The 6584-nt window shown below is 33.4% G+C and carries 4 protein-coding genes and 2 pseudogenes; all 6 read left to right on the forward strand.

Annotation, left to right across the window (positions count from 1 at the left end; all coding sequences use genetic code 11):
- Nucleotides 1-166 precede the first annotated feature (166 nt).
- A pseudogene (locus AFK68_RS39035) lies at nt 167-607 on the forward strand (ATP-binding protein); the annotation flags it as partial.
- A 126-nt stretch (nt 608-733) separates the two neighbouring features.
- Nucleotides 734-1546 (forward strand): sensor histidine kinase (locus tag AFK68_RS45415; RefSeq protein WP_371357416.1); only part of this gene is annotated, 813 nt, incomplete at its 3' end.
- A gap of 1 nt (nt 1547) precedes the next feature.
- Nucleotides 1548-2260 (forward strand): annotated as a pseudogene (locus tag AFK68_RS39045) (response regulator); the annotation flags it as partial.
- 246 nt (nt 2261-2506) lie between these two features.
- A partial coding sequence (locus AFK68_RS16130) for a response regulator (protein ID WP_210407439.1) occupies nt 2507-2701 on the forward strand: 195 nt, incomplete at its 3' end.
- A gap of 25 nt (nt 2702-2726) precedes the next feature.
- Nucleotides 2727-4058, forward strand: a complete 1332-nt coding sequence (locus AFK68_RS16135) for a response regulator (protein WP_371357417.1) — start codon at nt 2727-2729, stop codon at nt 4056-4058.
- A gap of 582 nt (nt 4059-4640) precedes the next feature.
- The gene (locus AFK68_RS16140; RefSeq protein ID WP_094673672.1) at nt 4641-6494 is read left to right on the forward strand and encodes an EAL domain-containing response regulator; all 1854 of its coding nucleotides are present in this window, start codon (nt 4641-4643) and stop codon (nt 6492-6494) included.
- Nucleotides 6495-6584 lie beyond the last annotated feature (90 nt).

Below are 6584 nucleotides of genomic sequence, written 5' to 3' on the forward strand. Positions count from 1 at the left end.
GAATAGGGGGAAAGAATTGATTATTTATGTGAGATAAATGAGCTATAATATAAATAATTTCATCAAAACTATGATTGTTATATTTATTGATATTTTGTTTTGTGAAAGTATTGAATATCAAATCACTTGATTTTGATTTATGGTCGTTAACTCTTCTTTTTAATCTATGTTTTATGACTTAAATACCCAGTTGAATTTAGGTTCTACTTTACAATATTTACAACTAGATAATGTGCAAATTGAAATCAATCAATCGGGAGTTGTAATTGCTGAAGTTTTTGAAGAAAATAGGCTACTTCCAGGTATTATTTTAACAAATTCGGGTGAATTTGTTGGCATGATTTCTCAAAATAAATTTCTCAAAACTGTGAGTCGCCAATATGGCAGAGAAATTTTTTTAAATCGTCCTATCACAATCTTATATGAATTTATTAAACATGAATTCTTAGTCTTACCGGGAGATACACCTATTGTAGATGCTGCTTATCAGGCAGTCAAAAGACCTCAAGAATATATTTATGAACCAATTGTGGTAGAGGTTTCACCAGGAAATTATCAAGTTTTAGAAACTCAAAATTTACTGATTGCTCAATCTCATATTCATCAANGTCCTATCACAATCTTATATGAATTTATTAAACATGAATTCTTAGTCTTACCGGGAGATACACCTATTGTAGATGCTGCTTATCAGGCAGTCAAAAGACCTCAAGAATATATTTATGAACCAATTGTGGTAGAGGTTTCACCAGGAAATTATCAAGTTTTAGAAACTCAAAATTTACTGATTGCTCAATCTCATATTCATCAACTTGCTAAAGATTTATTGCAGCAACAAAGTGAAGCACAACTGATTCAAAATCAGAAGTTGAAAACTTTAGGGGAAGAATTATTGGCTGCTAAAGAGACTGCTGAAGTTGCTAACCTTGCCAAAAGTGAGTTCTTAGCTAATATGAGCCATGAGTTACGCACTCCGCTAAATGGGATTATGGGTTATGCTCAACTCTTGCAAAACTCTAAGAAAATGGATCGGGAAGATAAAAGTCGAGTTGATATTATCTATCGTTGCGGTTCTCACTTACTGTCTCTGATTAATGATGTGCTTGACTTGTCGAAGATTGAAGCTGAACGGATGGAACTTTATCCGAGAGACTTTCATTTTCCGGCTTTTCTTGAAGGTGTGGTTGAAATTTGTCGTATTAATGCTGAACAAAAGGGGATTGCTTTCTCTTATCAATCTGTCATAGGTTTACCAGAAGGAGTTTGTGCTGATGAAAAACGACTGCGACAGGTGTTGATTAATTTATTGGGCAATGCTATCAAATTTACTGATGAGGGGAAGGTTACATTTACAGTTGGTAAAGCGACTGGTGGTAAGACTCGGTTTGAAGTTCGGGATACAGGAATAGGGATAAGTGCAGAACAAATAAAACAACTTTTTCAGCCATTTCAGCAGATTGAACAAAAAAGGGAACAACAAATAGAGGGAACAGGATTAGGATTAGCCATTAGCAAAAAAATTGTGGAACTGATGGGTAGTTGTATTNGAATACAACTACCCATCAGTTCCACAATTTTTTTGCTAATGGCTAGTTGTATTCAGGTACAAAGTCAGCCTGGAGTTGGTAGTATATTTTCGTTTGAGATAGATTTACCTTTAGCTCAGGAGTGGGTGAAGACTTGCCAGAGCGATCGCTGTGGTGAAATTATTGGTATTAAGGGTGCTGCTCCTACTGTTTTAGTAATAGATGACAAATTGGAAAATCGCTCTTTGTTAATCAAACTGCTTCAACCTATTGGTTTTAAGGTGATAGAAGCTAACGATGGTGAAGAAGGTTGGCAAAAAATTCAGATGTTTAATTCTCAGTTAGTAATTACTGATTTGTTAATGCCAATAATGGATGGGTTTGAATTGATTAAACAAATTCGGGCATCAGAAATTTATCCAGATGTGGCAATTATTGCTACATCTGCAAGTGTTTTTGAAACCGATCAAGACAAAAGTTTGTCAGTAGGAGCTAATGATTTTCTCCCTAAACCATTCACAACTGAAGACTTATTTCTTAAAATTAGACAACTATTAAATTTGGAGTGGGAGTATGAAGAAATGAATGATTCTCTAGCAAAGGTAGCTGATGAAAATGCAGAAATCATAGTTCCTCCTCCAATAAAAACTCTCGATAAATTTTATGAGTTAGCTATGAAAGGTAATCTCAAGGGAATTATGAGAAAAGCTAAGTCTCTAGAGCAACAAAATAAANTGATTCTCTAGCAAAGGTAGCTGATGAAAATGCAGAAATCATAGTTCCTCCTCCAATAAAAACTCTCGATAAATTTTATGAGTTAGCTATGAAAGGTAATCTCAAGGGAATTATGAGAAAAGCTAAGTCTCTAGAGCAACAAAATAAAAATTTTATCCCATTTGCTCAGAAAATTTCTAAATTAGCAGCAGATTTTCAAGACCAAGAAATTATTAAATTTATTTGTCAATATAGGACTAATTTCAATGGATAATATTATGAATAAATCAGATATAATTCTAATTGTTGATGACAACCCTGCAAATTTAGGTGTACTCTCAGACTTTCTGGATGAAACAGGTTATGAAGTTTGGGTAGCTAAATCTGGAGATATGGCACTGCAAAGAATAGAATATGCTCTGCCTGACTTAATTTTATTAGATATTATGATGCCAGGAATTNGGACTAATTTCAATGGATAATATTATGAATAAATCAGATATAATTCTAATTGTTGATGACAACCCTGCAAATTTAGGTGTACTCTCAGACTTTCTGGATGAAACAGGTTATGAAGTTTGGGTAGCTAAATCTGGAGATATGGCACTGCAAAGAATAGAATATGCTCTGCCTGACTTAATTTTATTAGATATTATGATGCCAGGAATTGATGGTTTTGAAACCTGTCGTTATCTCAAGGGTAAAACTGAAACTTGTGATATTCCTGTGATTTTTATGACTGCTCTTTCTGATACGGAAAGTAAGGTTAAAGGTTTGAATTTGGGTGCTGTTGATTATATTACTAAGCCATTTCAACAGGAGGAGGTTTTAGCTAGAGTTAAGTTACATTTAAAACTTTATAAATTAATGCGACAAGTTGCAGAACAAAATAAAACTTTAGAGCAAAAAGTGCAAGAAAGAACTTTTGAACTTAACCAGATGGTGGAAGAGTTAAAAACAATGCAAGTGCAATTAGTTCAAAATGAAAAAATGTCAAGTTTGGGGCAGATGGTGGCAGGGGTAGCCCATGAAATTAATAACCCGATTAATTTTATTTATGGTAATTTAGAACCTGCTGAAGAATATATTGAAAATATTTTAAATTTAATTGAAATGTACCAACTTTATCATCCGGAACCTGATGCTGAAATTAAAGCCTATCGAGAAGATATTGAATTAGAATTTTTGCGGGAGGATTTGATTAAGATTTTATCTTCGATGAAAATTGGAGCAAATCGTATTTTGGAAATAGTTAAGTCTCTGCGTAATTTCTCTCGTATTGATGGCTCAGAAATTAAAAAAGTAGATATCCATGAAGGAATTGATAGTACCTTAATGATTTTGCAAAATCGACTTAAAGCTAAACCGGAACATCCAGAAATTGAACTGATTAAAGAATATGGAAATTTGCCAGATGTGGAATGTTATCCGGGGCAATTAAATCAAGTATTTATGAATTTATTGGCTAACGGAATTGATGCTATTGAAGAATGTTATTCTGAAGGTAGTTTTAAAGAAGTTGAGAATAATTCTGGCAAAATTCGGATTTCTACAGAGTTGAATAATTCGGATGAAGTTGTGATTAAAATTGCTGACAATGCTAAGGGTATGAAAGAAGAGGTAGTTAATCGAATATTTAATCCTTTTTTTACTACTAAACCTGTAGGTAAAGGAACAGGAATGGGATTAGCAATTAGTTATTCTATTGTGGTTGATAAACATGGGGGGAAATTAGAATGTAACTCAAAAGTAAATGTGGGTACGGAATTTATTATTCGGATTCCCAGGAGAAGTAAGAATTCATTAATTGATAATTGATAATGGATAATTGATAATTACAAGAAGGTTAAAACCGTTACGGAATTGAATATAAGGAAATATTATTTCTTCTCTTGGTCGATTGGATATGGCGTTTAGCTGGCGCACAACTTTCCGTTCCGGAATGCTTCGCAAACGTTAACGGCTGTCGCCGACATNCCCTCCGGGACGCTTCGCGTTACATGTCGCGCAGCGAAACGCCATCCCATCCTAAGGTCATGCTCCGCAAACGACCGCTTTTTTCCCCTATCCAAGGGGAGGCTTCAAGGCGCGAATTATTTAATTATTAATTATTAATAATTCGGTAAGAAGTAAGAAGCAGAAGCAAGAAGGAGAAAGTGGGTTGGGATTCCCATTCCAAGCAATTGTAGACATCCTGTACATGGTGGGGTATTAAATCTATAAGGGAAAAAATAAATTATAATTGATCTTAATTTTGTTAAGCAATAAATATTAAGTTCCTATGCAAAATTAATTATACATTCTGTTGACTCTCTGTTCCCTGTTCCCTGTTCCCTGTTCCCTCTCTTAACGAGGAAATTCCTAAAAGCACAACTAGTTATTTAATAACTCCGAGGATATATGTTGACTATAACCGACCAAAAAGCCAGAATTATGATTGTTGATGATAACAGAAATAATTTAAGACTACTCTCTGATTTTCTTGATGAAATAGGATTTGAGGTATCGGTAGCTCCCTCTGGTAAAATTGCGATTGAACGAATTCAATATACAATACCTGACCTAGTATTACTTGATGTAATGATGCCAGAAATGGATGGTTTTGAAGTTTGTTCTATACTGAAAAATCATCCCTTGACTAAGGATACTCCAATTATTTTTATGACTGCTCTTTCAGACACCAATGATAAGATTAAAGGCTTTGAATTGGGTGCTGTTGACTATATAACTAAACCATTTCAACAAGAAGAGGTTTTAGTTCGGATTAGACTTCACTTAAAGTTACATTTTCTCCAGGTAACACTGGCAGAAAAAAATGAATTATTAGAGGGGTTAATCCAAAATTTAGAGCAAAAAGTTATACAGGGAAATACCAAGCTAGAACAAGCAACTGCGGAATTACATGAAACTCAAGCTAAGTTACTTCAAAGAGAGGTTAAGTTACAGTATAATTCTTTCCACGATCCTTTAACAGGTCTACCAAATAAAGTTAGATTTTTGGGTCAACTTGATCAGACAATTGAGTTTAGTTTAAATCACAATTATCATTATGCTTTACTATTGCTTGATATAGATCGCTTCAAGTTAATTAATGATAGTTTAGGGTATTCTAAAGGAGATATATTACTCCAAGAAATAGCTATTAGACTGCAAAATAGCATAGGAGTTAATAATTTATTAGCAAGGCTGAGTAGTGATGAATTTGTAATTTTATTAGAGGGAATAGAAAATCCATCTGAAGCTACTGAATTAGCGGAGCGTATTCAGCAAGAATATTTACAGTATCCTTATGAGTTAGACGGTTATCAGATATTTGTTAAGGCTAGTATTGGGATTACTTACAGCTTTTTTGGATATCATAATTCTACTGATTTATTCAGGGATGCTAACATAGCGATGCAAAAAGCTAAAGATTATGGAAAAACAGGATATGCTGTATTTGAACCTAAAATGCAAGTAGATGTTTTACAACGTTTAAATTGGGAAAATGAGCTACGTCAGGCGATTAAAAAACAGGAATTATTTCTGCACTATCAACCAATTATTAATCTTGTAAATAATTCATTGAAAGGTTTTGAAGCATTAGTTCGTTGGAATCATTCTAGTTGCGGACAAGTTTCTCCAGGAAAATTTATTCCAATTGCTGAAGAAACTAGATTAATACATGATATTGGGTGGTGGGTTTTGGAAGCAGCTTGTCAACAATTAAACTCTTGGCAACAACATTTTCCTGAATTTCAAAGTTTAGTTTTAAATGTTAATCTTAGCCCCCCACAATTAACGGCAGTAGACTTTATTCAACAATTAAAAATAATTTTAGAGCAGAATAATATATCAGGAGAAAATTTAAAATTAGAAATTACAGAAAGCTGTCTTTTAGAAGGTGTTGAACATCGGGATAAAATTTTCAATCAAATTAAAGATTTAGGAGTTAAACTTTGTATAGATGATTTTGGTACAGGATACTCTTCTTTGAGTCGTCTTTATGAGTTTCCTATAGATACATTGAAAATTGACCGGGCTTTTGTGAAGAGAATCGAGCCTAGTTCAGATAATATAACTATTGCTGCTATTATTACATTAGCTAAGAGTCTAAATATGGATATAGTTGCAGAAGGAATAGAAACCCCTTTACAACGAGATAAATTAAAAGATATGGGTTGCGAATTAGGTCAGGGTTTTTTATTTGCTAGACCTTTAGAATATCAGGCTGCTACTAGGATAATTCAAGATTTTAACGGACAATCAAAATAGTATATGGGAGATATTTACTAAACCTTAATAATATAAATTTTGATCTTTAATTAATATCTTACTTTCGGTAGTGGTGCATTGTATAGCAAT

Origin of the sequence: Hydrocoleum sp. CS-953 (genome assembly GCF_002260545.1) — a bacterium.
In the GTDB taxonomy this organism is placed as follows: domain Bacteria; phylum Cyanobacteriota; class Cyanobacteriia; order Cyanobacteriales; family Microcoleaceae; genus Trichodesmium.

Excerpts from the sequence above, each read along its gene's own strand:
- AFK68_RS16140 (WP_094673672.1), top strand. The coding sequence starts at position 4,641 with ATGTTGACTATAACCGACCAAAAAGCCAGAATTATGATTGTTGATGAT.
- AFK68_RS16135 (WP_371357417.1), top strand. The coding sequence starts at position 2,727 with ATGAATAAATCAGATATAATTCTAATTGTTGATGACAACCCTGCAAAT.